This is a genomic window from Novosphingobium nitrogenifigens DSM 19370 (assembly GCF_000192575.1).
GTDB classification, from domain to species: domain Bacteria; phylum Pseudomonadota; class Alphaproteobacteria; order Sphingomonadales; family Sphingomonadaceae; genus Novosphingobium; species Novosphingobium nitrogenifigens.
On record NZ_GL876933.1, the window covers coordinates 421,050 to 434,889 of the forward strand.

The window sequence follows — 13,840 nt, forward strand, 5'->3', positions numbered from 1 at the left end:
GCTGACGCTTGCCCTCGATCCCTGCCGGGTCCAGACTTGTGCCGGACCGCGAAGGTCGGAAGCGAAAGGGACGAGGGTGTCATGGCGAATGACAAGCTGCGGCGGATTTTCCGGTCCGGCTGGCGCGGGACATGTCCCGAATGCGGCAAGGGGCCGATGTTTGCCGGATGGCTGAAACTGGTCGAGCGGTGCCCGGTCTGTGGGCTCGATTACCGGTTCGCCCATGCCGACGATGGCCCGGCCTTTTTCGCGCTGTGCATCACGGCCTTTCCGCTGACGTTCGTGGCCGTCTGGGTACAGGTGCAGTTCGATCCGCCCTGGTGGGTCCACGCATTGGTGTCGCTGCCCATCGTGGCCGTCGGGTGCCTGGGGTCCTTGCGCCCGTTCAAGGGGTGGCTGGTGGCCTCGCAATACCTGAACCGCGCGGTCGAGGCCGGAACCGAAACCGCGTGGCACCGGCTCGACGCGCGCGACGATGGGGATCAGGACGCGCGATAGTCGGCAATGATCGCGCCGCACCGGGCAAGATCGGCCTCGTGCTCGGCCTCGCGCCAGGTTTCGGCGAGCGCGGCCTGTTCCCATTCGCGCGTGGCGGGATGGCTTAAAACCTGCTCGACCCATTCGCCCGCGCGTTCTCCGACGTCGAGGCCATAAGTGCGGATGCGGAAGGCGACCGGGGCATAGAACGCATCGGCAATGGTGAACGCCTCGCCCGTGAGCCAGGGGCCGCCGAAACGGTCGAGCCCTTGCTCGAAAATCTCGGCGACGCGGGCGATGTCCCGCTCAAGGTCGGCGCTGATCCCGGCGATCCGGGCGCGGACGCCGACGTTCATCGTGCAACGGTTGCGCAAGGCACCGAAGCCGCCGTGCATTTCGGTGACGATCGACTGGGCGAAGGCCCGTGCGGCAGGATCCTGTGGCCAGATGCCGCCATGCCGGTCCGCGAGATAGAGCGCGATGCCCAGCGAATCCCAGACCGTCGTTTCCCCGTCGATCAGGGCAGGCACCTGGCCCGTCGGGGAAAAGGCCCGGAACGAAGCCCAGTTCACGGGCTGCGTAAAGGGTTCGATGCGGTCGACAAAGGGAATGCCCAGTGCCTTCATCAGCAGCCAGGGGCGCAGCGACCAGCTCGAATAGTTCCGGTTGGCAGTGATCAGGGTATACAAGGCGGGCTTTCCGGCAAGGTGTCAGAGGAGGCCGAAACTCCGGCAAAACCGGAATTTCGGCAAGTCCCCTTCGGCCTCACCTCGTCAGGCGCGCCGTGTCATACGGACCTGCAATGAGAAGACCTCATTGCAGGTCGTTTCGCTCAGACGGCGCGCGGCCTTATACCAACCTGCGATGAGCCCAACTCATCGCAGGTTGGTATCAGCCTTCATAACGGGCGGTCGTCTTGGCGGCCACTTCGTCGGCCGACACGCCCGGCGCCAGTTCGACCAGATAGAACGGGCTCTGGTGATCGGGGCGCTGAAACACGGCAAGGTCGGTGACGATCATGTCGACGACGTTCTGGCCGGTCAGCGGCAGGGTGCAGGCCGGGATGAACTTGGAACTGCCGTCCTTGGCGCAATGTTCCATGACGACGATGATCTTCTTGACCCCGGCGACCAGGTCCATGGCGCCGCCCATGCCCTTGATCATCTTGCCCGGCACCATCCAGTTGGCGATGTCGCCGCCTTCGGAAACTTCCATCGCGCCCAGCACGGTCAGGTCGATATGCCCGCCGCGGATCATCGCGAAGCTGGCTGCGCTGTCGAAAAAGGCCGACTGCGGCACCTGGCTGATCGTCTGCTTGCCCGCGTTGATGAGGTCGGGATCGACTTCGTCGTCATAGGGAAAGGGGCCGATGCCGAGCATCCCGTTTTCCGACTGGAGCGTGACGGTCATGCCTTGGGGAATGTGATTGGCCACCAGCGTCGGAATGCCGATGCCCAGATTGACGTAGAAACCGTCCTTCAACTCGCGGGCGGCGCGCGCCGCCATCTCGTCGCGGGTCCAGCCCATCATGCGTTCTCCCGTGCGCGGGTGGTGCGGAATTCGATCTTCTTGTCGTAAGGGCTGCCCACGATCATGCGCTGGACATAGACCCCGGGCAGGTGGATCGCATCGGCGTCGAGGCTGCCGGTCGGCACCACTTCCTCGACTTCGACCACACAGACCTTGCCGCAGGTGGCTGCGGGCACGTTGAAATTGCGGGCAGTCTTGCGGAACACGACATTGCCGCTTTCGTCCGCTTTCCAGCCTTTGACGAGGCTGAGATCGGCAAAGATCCCGCGCTCGAGGATATAGTCCTGCCCGTCGAAGGTCTTGATTTCCTTGCCTTCGGCGACGAGCGTTCCGACGCCGGTCTTGGTGTAGAAGCCCGGAATGCCCGCTCCGCCCGCGCGCATGCGCTCGGCCAGGGTCCCTTGCGGGCAGAATTCGACCTCAAGCTCTCCCGACAGGTACTGGCGTTCGAATTCCTTGTTCTCGCCCACATAGGACGAGATCATCTTGCGCACCTGCCGCGTGCGCAAAAGCTTGCCGATCCCTTCGTTGTCGATCCCCGCGTTGTTCGAGGCAAAGGTCAGGTCTTTGACACCCGAATCGCGCACCGCGTCGAGCAGGCGCTCGGGAACGCCGCAGAGCCCGAAGCCGCCGCAAGCGATCAGCAGGCCATCGACGAGAAGGCCGTCGAGGGCGGAGGCAGCATCGGGATAGAGCTTGTTGGCCATGAATCTCTCCCATTCAGACGAGGAGAGGCTAACTGCTTTGATCAATCGGCAATAGCGATACTTTTTTATGGAATTTGATAGACAGGGGTTATGAAACGCCTTGCCATCTATCACCTCGAAACGCTGCTCTGGATTGCACGCCTCGGCACGTTCCGGGCGGCGGCGGAGCGGCTCAACACCACCCAGCCCGCGATCTCGGCCCGGGTGCGCGAGATCGAGGAGCAACTGGGCGTCGCGCTGTTCCGGCGCGAAGGGCGCATGATGGTCCTGACCGCGCGGGGGCGCGACCTGGTGCGCGAAGTGGAACCGCTCTGGGCCGGGTTCGAACGCGCGCTCCACAAGGCCAGCGATTTTTCAGGGGCGGCGGGCATGGTCCGCGTCGGGGCCGGTGAAATCGCGGCGGCCGGGTGCCTGCCCGGCTTCGTCCGCGACGTGGAGCGCGACTTGCCCGGCGTCACGCTCGAAGTGGAACTCGATCTCACCGCGCGCATGGTCCAGCATCTGCTTGGCGGGCGCAGCGATCTTGTCTTTCTGGCAGGACCGGTGGCCAGTCCCGGCATCCGCACGGCGGCGATCGGCACGGTCGGGCTTGTCTTTGCGGCCAGTGCGGAAACGGCCCGCAGCTTGCGCGACGGGGATGCGGCGGGCGCGATCCCGGTCTGGGCCCTGCCGCCCACGTCACCGCTTCATGCGGTGACACGCGAATGCCTGTCGGGCTCGAATGTTTCGGGGACCGATATCCAGGCTCGTGCGGTCGCGACCTGCAACAATGTCCGCACGTTGATCGACATCGTCCTTGCCGGGCGCGGGGCGGCGGTCATGCCCGAAACCATGGTCCGCGAGGATCTGGCGCGAGGCGCTCTTGTCGAATTGCTGCCCCGCCCGACGCGGCACCTGCAATTCGAGGCCGCGATCCGCGAAACCGAGCGCGATCCGCTGATACTCGAACTGTTCCGGCGCGCGTCGCAGTTGCAGATCGACCCGGCGTGATCGGCCTGGCCGCCAATGCCTCGCGGGACGACATGCGCGTCAAAGCGGCAACCCGAGCGCCTTCGACAGGTCGGACAGCGCCTGTTCCCCGCTCGAAACCTTGATCGCATGCATGCCGAGCGCGGCGGCGGGTTTGCAGTTGATGCCGAGGTCATCGAGATAGACGCAGGCTCGCGGAGGAAGGCCGAGACGATCGCACATCATCGTGTAGATGCGCGGATCGGGCTTGCGCAGGCCGGCTTTGGAACTCTCGATCACATGCTCGAACCGGGCGAACACCGCTTCCAGCGCGTCGTCGGGCGCAAGGGTGCGTGCCATGCCCGCGCCATGGCCGGTGGGCACGTTGTTGGTGATGCAGGCGATGCGGTATCCCGCAGCCGTCAACCGGTCGAGCGCCGCAACCATGGCCGGACGCACCGCTCCTGCCAGCACGGCAAGCACCGACGCCCCGTCGAGATCATGCCCCAAGGCCCGCGCTTCTTCGCCAAAGAGGGCGTCGAACGTCGCGGCGTCGATCTCGGCCCGCTCGAATCGCGCCCAGGCATTGTCGTCGGGGTTGGCGGCATTGACCGTCCGAATGAAATCCCGAGGCAGATTTCGCTCGACTTCCAGATGGTTGAATGCTTCGAACGGGGAGGCGGTGATGACCCCGCCGAAATCGAAGATCACGGCTTCGAACCGGTCTACAGTCGCATTTTGCATGATATGGTACCCACTCCCGGTTCCCGTTTTCCATCGGGGTTGGTTTCAATCCTTAAGGGATCGATTAAAGCGAGCAAGCCGTTATCGTGACAAATTGACGTGGATCATGGCCGACTCGCGGCCGGGGAGCGATTTTCCCTGCAATTCTAAGAAGGAGGATCCCACATGCGCTCCATTCTGTGCCCGGTCGACAATTCCGCCACGCTTGATGACCGGGTCGAGACCGCTCTCGCCCTGGCTCGTGCGACCAAGGGACATGTCACGTTCCAGATCGCCACGCCTTTTGCCGAACTCGCGCTGTGGGAACCCTTTGGGGGGGCCGCGCTCTCGGCCGAAGCCATCAACCAGGTCCGCGCTGCCGATGAAAAGCTGGCAAGCCAGCTCGACGCCCGCCTCGCGCCGCAGGATGTGCCGTTCGACGTGGTGATCGTCGATGAAGGCCCGATCGAAGGTGTGGCCGGAGCCTCGCGCTTTACCGACGTCGTCGTCACCAGCCTTGAAGATCCGACGCTCGAGGAGATCGGCCTTGGCGTGCGTTCGCCGATTCTGGCCGTGCCCAAGGGCGTGCCGATGCTCGCTTTCGACAAGCCTGCGGTGATCTGCTGGGACGGCGGTCATGAAGGTGCGGCGGCCGTGCGTGCGGCTCTGCCGCTGCTGCGCATGGCAAGCTCGGTCCACCTGCTGACCGTTCGCGAAAAGGGCGACGATTATCCGGCGGCCGAGGCTGCAACTTATCTCTCGCGCCACGACATTCACGCCGAATGCCATGAAGTCGAACGCAAGGGCACGATTGCCGCCACGATCGAGGACTTTGCTCGCGAAAAGGATGCCGGGCTCGTCGTGATGGGGCTGTTCGGCAAGAGCCGCCTGCGCGAACTGCTTCTGGGCGGCGTTTCGCGCGCGCTGCTCGATCGGTCGATGGTGCCGCTGCTGCTGGCACACTGATGCTTGCCCTGCATGCTGCTTGACGGGAGCAGGGCTGACTGACGAAAGTGACGGGGCTGCGCAGGGAAACTTGCGCGGCCCTGTTCCTTTTGGGCCTGATTTCTTTTTGGGCCTGATTTCTTTTTGGGGGAGTTCGTCATGGTGTCCCGTTCTTCCGTCGCGGCCTGTGCCGCGACGCTCGCTTTCGCGTTGGCCGCGCCGGTCCATGCCCGCCCTCCCGCCCATTCCCCTGTTCACGCCGATCCGATCGCGGCCGCGATTGCCGATCCGGGGCGCGACGCGGACCGCCGGGCGCTCGACGAAGGGCGCAAGCCTGCCGAAATCATTGCCTTTGCGCAGGTCCATCCCGGCGATGTCGTTGCCGACTGGGGCGCGGGCGGCGGGTACTATTCGGAACTGTTCGCCGATGTGGTCGGGCCCAAGGGCATGGTCTATGCGGTTGGAACCGTCGAGAATGTCGATGTGGCCAAATGGTCGCCGATTCTCGCCCGCCACCCCAATATCCGCCCCCTGTTCGTCAGCGCGGGGGTGCAGGCGCTGGCTCCGGCGAGTCTCGACCTGATTTTCGCCCATCTCGAATATCACGATCTCTATTGGAGCTCGGTGAAGTTCCATTACCCGGTACGGGATGTCGATGCAGTTCTGCGCAACTGGTACGCGGCCCTGCGTCCCGGCGGGCGTGTCGTGGTGATCGACCATGTCGGTCCTGCGGGTGGGGATCCGCGCCAGATCGCCGACAAGTTCCACCGCATCGATCCCGAACGGGTCAAGGCCGACTTCGCCCGGGCCGGGTTCGTGCTCGATGGGGAGAGTTCCACGCTGCATCGCGAAGAAGATCCCCACAACACGCTGGTCTTCGATCCCGCGATTCGCGGGCATACCGACCGCTTCGTCCTGCGGTTCGTCAAGCGCGGTTGATCGCAAATCCATGGCGGGTCGGCGCCGAAGGCTCGCTTTCCGTAGCGTTTACCATCGGTGCAAGAATTGCAATCGTTCTGTATCATTTCGCACTTGCACAAAAACCTGACGCAGCGCATATAGAAACTGCCTTTCAGGCATCCTCTCCCAAAACTTTCAGCCCGGCCGGCAACGGTCGGGCTTTTTTCTTGGGGGCAGGCTTCCTGGGGGCTCGGGCTCCGTTCGTGTCGGTGTCTTTTTCGCCATCGCCCATGGTTTCTTCCATGTCGAACAGGGGCTGGCGCAAACACTTCCACGCACAACCTTGACGGATCGGCGGTCTTTAAGTATCCGCCGCCCCCTGATTCCCGCGGTGGCACGGGACAGTGTCGGAGTCTTTCCGTCATGTCCGGGCGCTTTTCGCGATCCATTTCGAACTAGAGCAGAGCACAACCATGAAGCGCACCTTTCAGCCCAGCCGCCTCGTCCGCGCCCGTCGTCACGGCTTCCGTGCCCGCACGGCCACTGTCGGTGGCCGCAAGGTCCTGCGCGCCCGTCGCGCCCGCGGCCGCAAGAACCTGTCGGCCTGAACCTGACCGATACCGGTCAGGCCGAGGTCGAAGGGGCGCCTGTCGCGCCCTTGCGACTCGAGGTCATCAGGAAAAGGGCGGACTTCGTTGCCGCCAATCATGGAGTCCGGGTCGCAAGGCCCGGCTTCGTGCTTTTGGTCAAGCCGGGCGTTCGGGCTCCGGCTCAGGCCCGCTTCGGCGTCACCGTCACCCGCAAGATCGGCAATGCGGTTTTTCGCAATCGCATGAAACGGCGTTTTCGCGCTCTCTTGCGTGAAATCCTGCCGACCCGCGGTCTTGCCGGGGCCGATCACGTGCTGATCGGTCGCGAAGGCGGGGTCGAGCGAGACTTCACCCTTTTGCGCCAGGAACTGGAACAGGCCCTGGCCCGCGCCGTTGCGGGCAAGGGCGATCCGCCGCGCCGTCCCCGCGATCGCGGGAAAAAGCCCGGCAGCCATAATTCGGGCGGCCCGAAGAGCGGCGGCCAGAAGTCTGGAGATGCGCGGTGAAGCGAATTCTCATCTTCATGGCCCGGCTGTGGCAATGGGGCCCTTCGCGCGTTCTTCCGCCCAGCTGCCGCTATATGCCCAGCTGTTCGGAATACGCGATCGTGGCGGTTGAACGTCATGGTGCGATTCGGGGTAGTTGGCTGGCGTTGAAGCGGCTATTGCGCTGCCACCCGTGGGGGGGCAGCGGATACGATCCGGTGCCCTGAGGGTTTTTTCGGCGCGGTTTTCGGGCGCTTATTCCCAATAGGCCCGGCTTCGACTGCACATACTGGCATAACTGACGCGAGGCAGAGTGGAAAAGCAGCGCAATCTGATCTGGGCCGTGGTCCTGATGGGGATCATTCTTATCGGGTGGGATCTGGGTCTCCGCTATTTCTACCCCCATGCGGGCGAGCATCCGCATGCGGCGGCAAGCAGCACCGCGACTTCCGCGTCGGGGACGGCGCCTGCCTCGGGCGATGCCGCTCCGGCCAAGCCGACTCGCGAAGGCGGATTGCAGTCGCCTGCCGACATCGCGATCGAAGCGCAGGACCTCAAGACGGCTCTGGCCGCGCCGACGCGCGTCGCGATCGCCGCGCCCGGGGTTTCGGGCTCGATCAATCTCGTCGGCGGCCTCATCGACGACCTGACGCTCAACCGTCACCGCGAAACCAGCGATGCGGGCAGCCCGCCCGTGCGCCTGTTCTCGCCCGCCGGGACCCCCGCGCAGCATTATGCGCAGCTGGGCTGGACGGGTGACAACGGTGTGCAGACGCCGCAGGGCAATACCGTGTGGCAGGCCGATCGCACGCGTCTGACCCCGACGACGCCGGTCACGCTGCGCTGGACCAACGCCACCGGTCAGACTTTCGCGATCCGCTATGCGATCGACGAGAATTACATGATCAGCGCGCAGCAGAGCGTGACCAATGCGGGCACCGCGCCCGTCTCGGTCAAGCCGTTCGCCCTGATCAACCGCACCGACCGTACCGCCAGCCTCGACACCTGGCAGGTCCACTCCGGTCCGATCGGCGCCTTCGACGGTTCGGTCGATTTCGCCAGCCACTACAAGGACGTCAACGCCGCGGGCGAAGTCGCTCCGGCGGGTCAGACCAACTGGATCGGCTTTACCGACATCTACTGGCTTTCCGCGCTCGTTCCCGACGCCGGGACCAAGCCGAGCGGCAGCTTCCGCGCGCTGGGCAACGGTTTCTTCCGCGCCGACCTCATCTATCCGGCGGCTACGGTCGCTCCGGGCCAGACGGTCAGCCAGAGCCTGCGCCTCTTTGCCGGGGCCAAGGAAAACCGCGTGCTCGAAGCCTATGAGGCGCAGGGCATCAGCAATTTCTCGCTGGCGATCGACTGGGGCTGGTTCCGCTGGTTTGAAAAGCCGATCTTCTGGCTGCTCGATTCGCTGTTCCATGCGGTCAAGAACTTCGGCATCGCGATCATCCTGCTGACGCTGATCGTGCGCGGCATCATGTTCCCGGTGGCGCAGCGCCAGTTCGCCTCGATGGCGGCGATGCGCGCGATCCAGCCCAAGATGAAGGCGATCCAGGAACGCTACAAGGACGACAAGCCGCGCCAGCAGCAGGAAATCATGGCGCTCTACAAGGAAGAAGGCGTCAATCCGCTTGCCGGGTGCCTTCCCATGTTCCTGCAGATCCCGGTGTTCTTCGCGCTCTACAAGGTGCTCGTGCTGACGATCGAAATGCGTCACCAGCCCTTTGCGCTGTGGATCCACGACTTGTCCTCGCCTGATCCGACGCACCTGCTCAACCTCTTCGGCCTGCTTCCGTTCACGCCGACGGGCATGTTCGGGATCGGCGTTCTGGCTCTGCTGCTCGGGGCGACGATGTGGCTTCAGTTCAAGCTGCAGCCCGCCGCGATGGACCCCTCGCAGCAGCAGGTCATGGCGATCATGCCGTGGATGATGATGTTCGTGATGTCGACGTTCGCGTCGGGCCTCCTGATCTACTGGATCACCTCGAACCTGCTCACCATTGCACAGCAGCGCTACCTCTACAGCCGCCACCCGCAGCTCAAGGCGCAGGCGACCAAGGACCAGGTGGACATCGACCGGCAAGTGAAGCGCGAGCGCAAGCCCGCCCCGAACCGCCCCAAGAAGCGCTGAGAGGCGTCAGGAGACACATGAGCGCCACCGGACCCGACGCGGAAGGCCTGCGCCTGATGGCGCTGGAGGAGCGCGCCCGCCAGCTTTTCTCTGGGCGGGTGGAGTTTCTCAAGTCTGCGCCTTCGTTGCAATTCATCCCCGATCCCGAGGAACCCGAGATCGCCTTTGCCGGGCGGTCGAACGTGGGCAAATCCTCGCTCATCAACGCGATCACCGGGCGCAAGTCGATTGCCCGCGCCTCGGTGACGCCCGGCCGGACCCAGGAACTGAACTGGTTCGAAGTGGGCAACCCCACATCGATCCGGCTGGTCGACATGCCCGGCTACGGCTTTGCCAAGGCGCCGCCAAAGGTGGTTGAGCAGTGGCGCCGTCTCGTCCGCGACTTCCTGCGCGGGCGCACGGTGCTCAAGCGTACCTTGCTGCTGATCGACGCACGCCATGGGGTGAAGCCGGTCGATGTCGAGATGATGCAGATGCTCGACGAAGCGGCGGTCGGCTACCGCCTCGTCCTGACCAAGGCGGACAAGATCAAGGCCGAGGAACTGGCCGCCGTCCATGCCGCGACCGAAGCGGTCGCGCGCAAGCACATTGCCGCCTATCCCGGCGTGCTGGTGACCTCGGCGGAAAAGCGCAGCGGCATTGCCGCCTTGCGCGCGGCGATTCTGGAAGACGCCGAAACCTGAAATCGAGAGTGATTCTCGACAAGGATCACGCTTGTCTCTAGACCCTCGCCCGGCTTGGCGGGCGCACGGGTGGAGAGACGATGAAACTTGTCATTGGAAACCGGCGATATTCGAGCTGGTCGTTGCGTGGCTGGCTCGCATGTCGGCAATCGGGACTGGCTTTCGATACCGAAGTGGTGCCCTTGTTCGGTCCCGACTGGGACGACGTGCGACGCAGCCATCCCGTTCTTGCGCCTTCGGCCGGGAAAGTGCCGGTCCTGTGGGACGACGGCGCTGTCGTCTGGGACAGCCTTGCCATCCTCGACTACCTCGCCGACAAAGTCGGACGCGACCGGTTCTGGCCGCGCGATCCGGCAGCGGCCGGTCTCGCCCGGTCGATAGTCGCGGAAATGCACGCGGGCTTTTCCGCCTTGCGCGGGGCATTCTCGTTCAATCTCGGCCGCGATGGCAAACCCTTGCCGATCTCCGATGCGGTCGAGGCGGACATTCGCCGCATCCTGACGCTCTGGGCCGAAGCGCGGGCGCGTTTCGGCGATGGTGGGCCGTTCCTGTTCGGCACGTTCGGTGCCGCCGATATTGCCTATGCGCCGATTGCCTTGCGCTTTGAAAGCTATGGCGTGCCGCTGCCGGGTTTCGCCCAGAGTTACCTGACCGCCCTTGCCGATCATCCGTGGATCGCGGCATGGCGGGCTGAAGCTGCCGCCGAGACATGGCGCATCCCCCAATACGAAAAGCCGGAAAGCAACGACTGACCATGACCGATCCCGTTCCCGCTCTCGATCCCGTCGTTCTGGCCGAGCGGCTAATGGCCTGCGACAGCGTGACGCCGGCCATGGGAGCGGTCTTTGCCGAATTGTCCGCCATGCTCGAACTGCTCGGCTTTGCAGTCCACCGCTTCGTGGCGGGCGAGGCCCCCGACGGGCCGGTCGAAAATCTCGTCGCCATTCGACAGGGGCCGGAAGGCAGCCGTCATTTCGCCTTTGCCGGGCATCTCGACGTGGTCCCGCCGGGCGAAGGCTGGACCAGTGCGCCCTTTGCTCCCGAACGGCGCGGAGAGCTGCTCTACGGGCGCGGCGCAGTCGACATGAAGGGCTCGATTGCCTCGATGGTCGCCGCCGTCGCGCAGGTCCCGCGTGAGGCCGGGACGATCAGCTTCCTCATCACCGGGGACGAGGAAGGGCCGGCACGCTTCGGCACGGTTGCGATCATCGATCATATCCGCGCGACCGGGGACTTGCCCGACTTGTGCCTCGTGGGCGAGCCGACCTCGGTCCATCGTCTGGGCGACATGGCCAAGATCGGGCGCCGGGGCTCGGTCAATATCTGGCTGACGGCCAAGGGCGCGCAAGGGCACGTCGCCTATCCGCATCTCGCCGACAATCCGATTCCCCGGCTTGTCGCGCTGCTCGCCGATCTCGACGCACTCGTGCTCGACGACGGCAGCGACTGGTTCCAGCCGTCCAATCTGGAAATCACCGATCTCGCGGTCGGCAATCCGGCGACGAACGTCATTCCTGCCGAAGCGCGGGCGCGCATTTCGATCCGTTTCAACGATCTCCATCGCGGCGAGGATCTCGTGGCGAAAGTCACGGAGCTTGCGCAGGCGCATAAGGTCGAGACACGGGCGATCATTTCGGGCGAGGCGTTCCTCACCATGCCGGGCGATTTCTCCGCTCTGCTGGTCGATGCGGTCGAAGCCGAGACCGGGCTCACCCCGGAACTCTCGACCACCGGTGGTACGTCCGACGCGCGGTTCCTGCGCGCTGTCTGCCCGGTTATTGAATTCGGCCTCTCCAATGCGACCATGCACAAGAAGGACGAAGCGGTGGCGATGGAGGATCTGGTCGTCCTGAGCCGGATCTACCGCCGTGTCACGCTGGCGGCGCTGGGTCACTGAGTTTTCGGGAGAGGGTGGCCGGAAAGCCGCCTCCTAACGGGTACGGCGCAGGATGATGTAGACTGCGCCGCTGCCGCCGTGGCGTTGCTGGGCCGGGCGTACGGCCGCGATCTGGCTCGCGTGCGGACTGTGGGCGAGCCAGTCGAGCAACTTGGCGCGAATCGCCCCGCGTCGCTCGCCGCGCATGTCGTGCTCCCCGTGCGGACGCGACTTGCCTGCGATCAACAGGATCACGCGGGCCCCCATGGCGAGCCCTTGCGTCAATCCACCGAGCAGGCGGCTATGCGCCGTGTCCAGATTCATCCCGTGCAGGTCGATGGTGATGTCGGGATCGATCGCTCCGCGTGCCAGCTTGCGGTCCCAGCTCGAATCGAGCCCGTTACGCGTCAGGGGACGTGTCGTGGGTGGCGGCGGAGCCGGAACGGGCAGAGGCGGCGGTACGCGCCCACGGACGCGTTTGGGCGCAGGCGCCGGGGGTGCCGTTTCGACCGGCAGGGCCTCCGGGGCCGAAGCCTTGGCTGTCAGGGGCTGGGCTGGCGGGGGCTGGTGAATCGGTGTGACGGTGGCGGCGACCTTGCGCCAGAGCGCCGTCTCTTCCGCGCTCAGCCCGCGCGGCGGGCGCCTCATTTGCGGGGCAACCGGGCCAGTGCGCTACGGGGCAGGAGGATCAGCGCATGGCCCCGTGCGCTCATTCCCCCGGCAATGCGGCGGGCTTCGGCCCCCGCGCCCCAGAAACTGTCGAACCGGTTGGCGCCCTTGATCGCGCCGCCGGTGTCCTGTGCGACCCACAATCCGCCCACTTCCGGGCGGTCGGTGGACAGCCACACCGGCGCCCCCAGCGTGACGAAGGCGGGATCGGCGGCGAGCGTGACACGGGGGGTTACCGGAACGCTCAGGGCGCCGACGGGACCCGCGCCGGGATCGCTGGCAATCCCGGTGGTGTCGCGGAAGAAGATGAAGCTGCGGTTCTGCCGCATCAGCGCGCGGCCTTCGTCGGGATGCTCGCGGATATAGCGCAGGATGCCCTGCATCGAGCCGGGGTATTGGCCCGGTCCGGTGCCGATCAGTCCCTGGCTGTTCATAACGCTGCCGATCCCGGTATAGGCCCAGCCGTTTTCCCCGGCATAGCCGATACGCATGATCGAACCGTCCGGCGCACGCAGGCGCCCGGACCCCTGCACTTGCAGGAAGAAGAATTCGGCCGGATCGGATGCCCAGCCGATTTCCAGCCCCTTGCCCGCCAGGGCGCCATCCTCGATCTGTTCGCGATCCCAATAGGGCACGAACAGGCCGTTGGCGTCATAGCGTCCGAGCGGTTGCTTGCCGTCCGGTCCGGGCGGCGCGTCGCCGGGTTTGGCACGGACGAGATCGGGAGGCAGGCGATAGATGGGAACGTCAAAGCCTGGCTGGTGCGTGCGGCTGCCCGAAATCTCGGGCTCGAAGTAGCCGGTCACATAAGTCGTGCCTTCGCCGACTTGCGCGGTATCGAACCAGGTGAGGAAAAAGCGCTGCGCGTCTTCGGCAGGCCAGCCGCTGGCGGCCTGACAGGGGGCGGCCCAGTCCTGCGGCTGGGTCAGGCCGCTATTGTCGGTGCGCAGCGACAGCCGCGAGCAACTCGCGGCAAAGGCGGCCAGAGCCTTGCGGGCATTGGTCGGGGTGAAGCGGAGCGTGCCGATCGGAGGGCCCGGATGGACACCGATCTGAAGCGCGGTCGCAGGCGGACGGGCGCCGGGGCGTCCCGCCGTCGAAGGGGGAACGACCCGGCCGCAAGCCGACAGCAGGGCGAGGGCTGCGACCAGCCCTGCGACACGCAAACGCATG

At 65.2% G+C, this 13,840-nt stretch carries 17 protein-coding genes; 11 read left to right on the forward strand and 6 right to left on the reverse strand.

Translation table 11 applies throughout. The features are described 5' to 3' along the window. Positions 1–81 precede the first annotated feature (81 nt). Positions 82–498, forward strand: coding sequence for a DUF983 domain-containing protein (locus Y88_RS11930; RefSeq protein WP_008069580.1), 417 nt, complete (start codon positions 82–84; stop codon positions 496–498). Here the strand turns inward: Y88_RS11930 and Y88_RS11935 are convergent. The 3 genes from Y88_RS11935 to Y88_RS11945 form a co-directional block, all read right to left on the reverse strand. Beyond that, positions 483–1,166 carry a glutathione S-transferase family protein gene (locus Y88_RS11935; RefSeq protein WP_008069581.1) on the reverse strand — a complete coding sequence of 228 codons (684 nt, stop codon included), beginning with the start codon at positions 1,164–1,166 and terminating at the stop codon, positions 483–485. The genes Y88_RS11930 and Y88_RS11935 overlap by 16 nt on opposite strands. A gap of 202 nt (positions 1,167–1,368) precedes the next feature. Next, positions 1,369–2,004 carry a CoA transferase subunit B gene (locus Y88_RS11940; RefSeq protein ID WP_018075532.1) on the reverse strand — a complete coding sequence of 212 codons (636 nt, stop codon included), beginning with the start codon at positions 2,002–2,004 and terminating at the stop codon, positions 1,369–1,371. Continuing rightward, complete coding sequence (locus tag Y88_RS11945; protein ID WP_008069583.1) at positions 2,004–2,714, reverse strand: CoA transferase subunit A; 711 nt, start codon at positions 2,712–2,714, stop codon at positions 2,004–2,006. Before Y88_RS11945 ends, Y88_RS11940 begins: the two co-directional genes overlap by 1 nt. Before the next feature lie 90 nt (positions 2,715–2,804). Here Y88_RS11945 and Y88_RS11950 point away from each other — a divergent pair, with 90 nt between their 5' ends. Further along, positions 2,805–3,704, forward strand: a complete 900-nt coding sequence (locus Y88_RS11950; RefSeq protein ID WP_008069584.1) for a LysR family transcriptional regulator — start codon at positions 2,805–2,807, stop codon at positions 3,702–3,704. Between the two features lie 39 nt (positions 3,705–3,743). On the opposite strand, the gene Y88_RS11955 is transcribed toward Y88_RS11950, so the two are convergent. Further along, positions 3,744–4,406: an HAD-IA family hydrolase gene (locus Y88_RS11955; RefSeq protein WP_008069585.1), complete on the reverse strand. Its 663-nt coding sequence runs from the start codon at positions 4,404–4,406 to the stop codon at positions 3,744–3,746. 165 nt (positions 4,407–4,571) lie between these two features. Between Y88_RS11955 and Y88_RS11960 the strand changes: the two genes are divergently transcribed. The 9 genes from Y88_RS11960 (at position 4,572) to dapE (ending at position 12,019) form a co-directional block, all read left to right on the forward strand. Further along, complete coding sequence (locus tag Y88_RS11960; protein ID WP_008069591.1) at positions 4,572–5,351, forward strand: universal stress protein; 780 nt, start codon at positions 4,572–4,574, stop codon at positions 5,349–5,351. A gap of 138 nt (positions 5,352–5,489) precedes the next feature. Next, on the forward strand, positions 5,490–6,269 hold the full coding sequence (locus Y88_RS11965; RefSeq protein WP_008069592.1) for a methyltransferase domain-containing protein: 780 nt from the start codon (positions 5,490–5,492) through the stop codon (positions 6,267–6,269). Between the two features lie 434 nt (positions 6,270–6,703). Further along, a complete protein-coding gene (rpmH, locus tag Y88_RS11970; RefSeq protein ID WP_018075531.1) occupies positions 6,704–6,838 on the forward strand; it encodes a 50S ribosomal protein L34 in 135 nt (44 codons plus the stop codon). A gap of 50 nt (positions 6,839–6,888) precedes the next feature. After that, positions 6,889–7,326 (forward strand): ribonuclease P protein component, encoded by a 438-nt coding sequence (gene rnpA, locus Y88_RS11975; protein ID WP_232281050.1) that lies wholly within the window; start codon positions 6,889–6,891, stop codon positions 7,324–7,326. Continuing rightward, the gene (gene yidD / locus Y88_RS18970; RefSeq protein ID WP_081458660.1) at positions 7,323–7,532 is read left to right on the forward strand and encodes a membrane protein insertion efficiency factor YidD; all 210 of its coding nucleotides are present in this window, start codon (positions 7,323–7,325) and stop codon (positions 7,530–7,532) included. Before rnpA ends, yidD begins: the two co-directional genes overlap by 4 nt. 86 nt (positions 7,533–7,618) lie before the next feature. Further along, positions 7,619–9,439, forward strand: coding sequence for a membrane protein insertase YidC (yidC, locus tag Y88_RS11980; RefSeq protein ID WP_008069600.1), 1,821 nt, complete (start codon positions 7,619–7,621; stop codon positions 9,437–9,439). Positions 9,440–9,456: 17 nt separating this feature from the next. Beyond that, complete coding sequence (gene yihA / locus Y88_RS11985; RefSeq protein WP_008069601.1) at positions 9,457–10,122, forward strand: ribosome biogenesis GTP-binding protein YihA/YsxC; 666 nt, start codon at positions 9,457–9,459, stop codon at positions 10,120–10,122. Between the two features lie 80 nt (positions 10,123–10,202). Further along, positions 10,203–10,874 carry a glutathione S-transferase family protein gene (locus tag Y88_RS11990; protein ID WP_008069602.1) on the forward strand — a complete coding sequence of 224 codons (672 nt, stop codon included), beginning with the start codon at positions 10,203–10,205 and terminating at the stop codon, positions 10,872–10,874. 2 nt (positions 10,875–10,876) lie between these two features. After that, on the forward strand, positions 10,877–12,019 hold the full coding sequence (dapE, locus tag Y88_RS11995) for a succinyl-diaminopimelate desuccinylase (RefSeq protein WP_008069604.1): 1,143 nt from the start codon (positions 10,877–10,879) through the stop codon (positions 12,017–12,019). 33 nt (positions 12,020–12,052) lie between these two features. Here the strand turns inward: dapE and Y88_RS12000 are convergent, their stop codons facing one another. Continuing rightward, positions 12,053–12,646 carry a Smr/MutS family protein gene (locus Y88_RS12000; RefSeq protein ID WP_008069607.1) on the reverse strand — a complete coding sequence of 198 codons (594 nt, stop codon included), beginning with the start codon at positions 12,644–12,646 and terminating at the stop codon, positions 12,053–12,055. Beyond that, entirely contained in the window at positions 12,643–13,839 is a 1,197-nt protein-coding gene (gene mltA / locus Y88_RS12005) for a murein transglycosylase A (protein WP_008069609.1), read from the reverse strand. The genes Y88_RS12000 and mltA overlap by 4 nt, the downstream gene beginning before the upstream one ends. Between the last annotated feature and the right edge of the window lies 1 nt (position 13,840).

What these genes read in the sequence shown, in the direction of transcription:
- Y88_RS11930 (WP_008069580.1), top strand. Translation starts at nt 82, where the DNA reads ATGGCGAATGACAAGCTGCGGCGGATTTTCCGGTCCGGCTGGCGCGGG.
- Y88_RS11940 (WP_018075532.1), bottom strand. Translation starts at nt 2,004, where the DNA reads ATGGGCTGGACCCGCGACGAGATGGCGGCGCGCGCCGCCCGCGAGTTG.
- Y88_RS11945 (WP_008069583.1), bottom strand. Translation starts at nt 2,714, where the DNA reads ATGGCCAACAAGCTCTATCCCGATGCTGCCTCCGCCCTCGACGGCCTT.
- Y88_RS11950 (WP_008069584.1), top strand. Translation starts at nt 2,805, where the DNA reads ATGAAACGCCTTGCCATCTATCACCTCGAAACGCTGCTCTGGATTGCA.
- Y88_RS11955 (WP_008069585.1), bottom strand. Translation starts at nt 4,406, where the DNA reads ATGCAAAATGCGACTGTAGACCGGTTCGAAGCCGTGATCTTCGATTTC.
- Y88_RS11960 (WP_008069591.1), top strand. Translation starts at nt 4,572, where the DNA reads ATGCGCTCCATTCTGTGCCCGGTCGACAATTCCGCCACGCTTGATGAC.
- Y88_RS11965 (WP_008069592.1), top strand. Translation starts at nt 5,490, where the DNA reads ATGGTGTCCCGTTCTTCCGTCGCGGCCTGTGCCGCGACGCTCGCTTTC.
- rpmH (WP_018075531.1), top strand. Translation starts at nt 6,704, where the DNA reads ATGAAGCGCACCTTTCAGCCCAGCCGCCTCGTCCGCGCCCGTCGTCAC.
- yihA (WP_008069601.1), top strand. Translation starts at nt 9,457, where the DNA reads ATGAGCGCCACCGGACCCGACGCGGAAGGCCTGCGCCTGATGGCGCTG.
- Y88_RS11990 (WP_008069602.1), top strand. Translation starts at nt 10,203, where the DNA reads ATGAAACTTGTCATTGGAAACCGGCGATATTCGAGCTGGTCGTTGCGT.
- dapE (WP_008069604.1), top strand. Translation starts at nt 10,877, where the DNA reads ATGACCGATCCCGTTCCCGCTCTCGATCCCGTCGTTCTGGCCGAGCGG.
- Y88_RS12000 (WP_008069607.1), bottom strand. Translation starts at nt 12,646, where the DNA reads ATGAGGCGCCCGCCGCGCGGGCTGAGCGCGGAAGAGACGGCGCTCTGG.
- mltA (WP_008069609.1), bottom strand. Translation starts at nt 13,839, where the DNA reads ATGCGTTTGCGTGTCGCAGGGCTGGTCGCAGCCCTCGCCCTGCTGTCG.